The organism is Streptomyces sp. NPDC031474 (assembly GCF_055581185.1).
On record NZ_JBVIJX010000069.1, the window covers coordinates 1 to 4,095 of the forward strand.

Sequence of the window (4,095 nt, forward strand, 5' to 3'; positions counted from 1 at the left end):
ACTGGCTTCGTAGGTGGCGGTTGACGCCACTTGTAGGTCAGTTCTGACTCCACCCGGTGCCTGGGGGGACCTGACTTTGTAGGTGCGAAATGACTCCACCTGGCGGGCCCGCTGCGACGGATTGAGCCCGTGCCGGGTCAGGGGCAACTGGACCGACTACATCTCCAGCCGCAAAGACCCCTGAGACCTGCTCAGCTGCGACGTGATCTGTCTGCATGGAGGGCCCGGCGGAGCGCCTCCAACGGGTACGGGGTCTCCCTGTTCTCGTCCTGGATCTTCACGTAGAAGTCCGTCATCACTGCGGCGAGCGGTGCATGGCGGGAGAGGAGCGCCCTGGCCTCTTGCGGTCCGTCCGGCGGATCCTCCCCTTCCGCGCATGCGCGGATAAGTGCCTCGCGCTCTTTCCGCTCGTATCCGTATAGCTTCGTGATCAGCCTGTTCACCAGCCAGCTGCGCGTGTAGCAGCGATCGTAGGTCCTGTGCAGTTCGAAGAAGCTGGTCTCGGCCGGTGACAGATCGAATCGGGAGGAGATGGCGAGGCCGTAGTCGGCGAAGTAAAGGCGTCGGCCGTCGACCAGGATGTTCTGAAAATGGGCGTCGAAGTGCAGAAGCCCGCGAGCGTTCATGAAGGACGTGCCGGCCTCCAACTCGCCCTCCACCAGGGAACAAGCCCGGTCGGCAGATTCTTCACCACCCTGCACCTGCTCGGTAAGCCACTCGTCGAGCGTCTGAGGGATGTACTCCAGGAACAGCGCGAGACTCGCAGAGGACTGCTCAAGGGCCTCGATACGACGGCGCACCTCCGGCCTGCCTCCCCAATAGGCCACCACCCGCTCCACGTCCGCGAGTTCCTCGGGAAGCGCGGCCGTGTCCGGCAGCACGCGCCAGTGGTACATCATCGGGAACCCTTGGTACTGCCCTCCGAGCACCCAGTTCGTCGTCATGGCGTGAACGGCGAGCTCCCGCCACGCCCCGAAACCAGGCCCCCCACCGACGCCGTACTGGCAGAAGGTGGGAATCCCGAACAGGTTGGCCGTGGACCGTGCATGCTTCGGCAGCAACTCCATTTCCGTGAGCGGCACCCGCTTCACGAAGACCGGCTTCCCGTCGACCTCCAGCAGCGCGGACCTCCCGCCGATACCGGAGCCAAGCGGCACGGCGGCGTCCACGAGCTCGCCCATCTGGCGATCACTTCGCAGGGCGAGGGAGGTGGAGACTGTGCTGTAGGCGGCCAAGCGCGCGTCTTCTGACATATCGGGATGCTCGACCGCTACCTGCATCGGAATGCCGACCTCGTTTCCACCATGCACGCGAGTGCCCACCAGTTGCTGCCTCTGCACTGTAGATGGAGGTCGATGAGGTGATCAGCGGAGTCGACGGACTGGGCAGGTTGCGGGACAGCCCCACCAACTCGAAGGATGCAGAGATCAGGTCCAGCTGAAGCGATTCGACGCGCCCGGCCCCGCAGGACGACGCCGTCTCGTCAGCCCGCGGCGACCGCGGCGGCCTGCTGTTCGGCGCGGGCTCGGGTGGCGGCCAGACGGTAGGAGTCGGTGCCGGTCTCGATGATGTTGCCGCCGAACGTCAAACGGTCCACGATCGCCGCGCAGAGCCTTGGATCCGTAAAGGTTTTGGTCCACCCTCCAAAGGATTCATTGGAGGCGATCGCCACAGAATTCTTTTCCTCACGCTCCGTCAAAACCTGGAACAGCAGCTCCGCCCCGCGACGATCAAGCTCCATATACCCTAGTTCGTCAATACAGAGAAGGTCGACGCGGCCGTATCGGGCGATGGTCTTGGCCAGCAGCTTCTCGTCAGCGGCCTCCACGAGCTCGTTGACGAGCTTGGTGGCCAGCACGTACTTCACCCGGTACTCGTGCATCGCCGCCTCGGTGCCCAGCGCGATGAGCAGATGGGACTTGCCGGTTCCGCTGTCGCCAATCAGACACAGCGGCAGGCCCTTCTTGACCCAGTCGCATTTGGCGAGGGTGTGGATGGCGGCCGCGTCGATAACAGGGTTGGCGTCGAAGTCGAACTGCCGGATCGACTTCTCGCGCGGAAAGCCGGCCGCCTTGATACGGCGCTCCGAGCGGCGCCGTGCCCGGTCGTCGCATTCGGACAGCAGCAGCTCGGCCAGGAACCCGCGATAGGTCATCTGGTCGCGGAGGGCGGCTTCGGCCAGTTCGGGGTACTGGGAGCGGATGGTGGGCAGCCGGAGCATCCGGCATGCCTGGTCCACGGCGGTGTCGGCGGCCTGTTCGGTCAGTCCGCGGTTGCGCTTGGCGGTCACGGTGCCTCTTCCTGGTATGCCTGGCCGTCGGCGGGACGCCGGCGGAATCGCAGCAACTGGTCGTAGACGGCCACCGACGGCAGCGGCCTGGGATCGGGTGGCAGGGCGGCCAGGCGCCGCTCGGTCAGCGAGGTCACCGTCGCCCCGCCGTCCACCCGGCGGCGCGGGGTGTCCTGGTCGGCCGGCTGATCGGCGCCCTGGTCGGCCTCGCCCCACTTGCGGGCCTCCAGGGCGACCGCGTCGGCGGTCAGCGCGCCGGCCCGCAGCGCGGTCGCGATCCCGGCCACTACGTGCTCGTGGATCATGTGCCGGTGCAGCAGCAGGACCGAGATGAGCGCCCGGGTGCCCTCCGCGTCGCCGTGGGCGGCGCAGGCCGCCTGCCACCAGGCGTCGTGGACCGGGGTGAACTTGCCCGCCGACCTGGCCTGGTCCAGCGCGGTCGCCCCGGGGAGCGCGCCGGGCTTGCGGACCAGCGCCTCCAGATAGTGGTCCAGCTCCAGCCGGGAGCCGCCCTTGGCGATCAGCCGCTCGTGGCGGGCGACTTCCTTGTGCGCGTCGTAGACCACCAGCTCGGAGGCGTGCAGCACGACCCGCACCATCCGGCCGATCAACCGCACCGGCACCGAGTAGCGGTTGGTGCGCACGCTGACCTGGCTATAGCGGTCCACCCGCAGCGAGGACACCAGCCCGGTCTCGAACTCCTCCTCCGGCAGCGCTACCAGCAGCGGGCGCTCGATGGCGAACATCTCACCGATGGTCAGCGCCCGCTGCATGATCCGGCGGGCGTCGTCCTCCTCGTCCCAGCGCTCCACCATCGCGTTCAGCTCGGCCAGCGAGGCGACCTTCGGGACGGGGACCAAGTGGTTCCTGCGGAACCAGCCGATCTGCCCCTCGACGCCGCCCTTCTCGTGCGCGCCCTCGATGCCGGGATTGCAGTAGAAACTGTTGATCGAGAAATGCGAGCGGAACGCCGTCCAGCGGTCGCTTTCCACCCGGCCCCGGGTCCGGCCCAGCACCTGGCTGACCGCGGCGCGCAGATTGTCGTAGCGGACCTTGCCGCGCGGTACACCGCCCAGCACCTCCAGTGCGTGGACGTGGCCTTCCAGGAACGCTTCCTGCCCGCACGAAGCGAAGATCTTGTGCACGGCCTTGCCGCTGAACGACAGCCGCAACGAGAACAGGAACACCTTGGTGGACACGCCGTCCAGGTTGATCCACACGTCCCCGAAGTCGACCTCCGCCTCGTCACCGGGGCGGTGGGTCTGCGGCACGAACGCCTGCGGCGGGCCGCGGCCCTCCTCGACGCGGATCTCCGGGCGCCGCTGGAAGATGTAGGCGCGGACCATCGAATACGTCACGCCCTGCGCGTCGTGCTCGTCGATCAGCCGGTCGAAGACCCGCTTGACGGTATGCCGCTGCTTGCGCGGCGCGTCCAGGTCCTCCCGCAGGATCCCGTCGATCGTCGCCTTGAACGGATCCAGACGCGAGATCCGGGGCGGAAGCTGCTTGCGCGGCGCCGGCCACACGGACTCCAGCGCCATCGCGACCGTCCGGCGACCCACCCCGTACTTGGCCGACAAAGCCCTGCTGGACAGCCCTTCGACCCGAGCGTCATGGCGGATCGCCGCGTACAACTCGACCTTCGAAAGGGGCACTTGAGCCACCCAGGGCTAGCTGATGCACTCCGATACTCCCACCACAAGGCCCCAAGTGGAGTCAAAACTCACCGACATCAACTCTCCACCGACACCACTGGAGTCAAAACCCACCCACCACTGGCCTCAAAACTGACCTACAAAGCCAAC

General features: G+C 66.9%; 3 protein-coding genes. All 3 read right to left on the reverse strand.

All coding sequences use genetic code 11. The features are described 5' to 3' along the window. Window positions 1–191: 191 nt before the first annotated feature. The 3 genes from ACZ5SK_RS48400 to istA all read right to left on the reverse strand — a co-directional run bounded on the left by ACZ5SK_RS48400 (window position 192) and on the right by istA (window position 3,945). The gene (locus tag ACZ5SK_RS48400; protein ID WP_334581360.1) at window positions 192–1,253 is read right to left on the reverse strand and encodes a protein kinase family protein; all 1,062 of its coding nucleotides are present in this window, start codon (window positions 1,251–1,253) and stop codon (window positions 192–194) included. A gap of 230 nt (window positions 1,254–1,483) precedes the next feature. Continuing rightward, window positions 1,484–2,290 (reverse strand): IS21-like element helper ATPase IstB, encoded by an 807-nt coding sequence (gene istB, locus ACZ5SK_RS48405; protein WP_334580164.1) that lies wholly within the window; start codon window positions 2,288–2,290, stop codon window positions 1,484–1,486. Further along, complete coding sequence (gene istA / locus ACZ5SK_RS48410; RefSeq protein ID WP_334580165.1) at window positions 2,287–3,945, reverse strand: IS21 family transposase; 1,659 nt, start codon at window positions 3,943–3,945, stop codon at window positions 2,287–2,289. Before istA ends, istB begins: the two co-directional genes overlap by 4 nt. Window positions 3,946–4,095 lie beyond the last annotated feature (150 nt).

Coding starts and splice junctions, on each gene's coding strand:
- ACZ5SK_RS48400 (WP_334581360.1), bottom strand. CDS start 1,253: ATGTCAGAAGACGCGCGCTTGGCCGCCTACAGCACAGTCTCCACCTCC.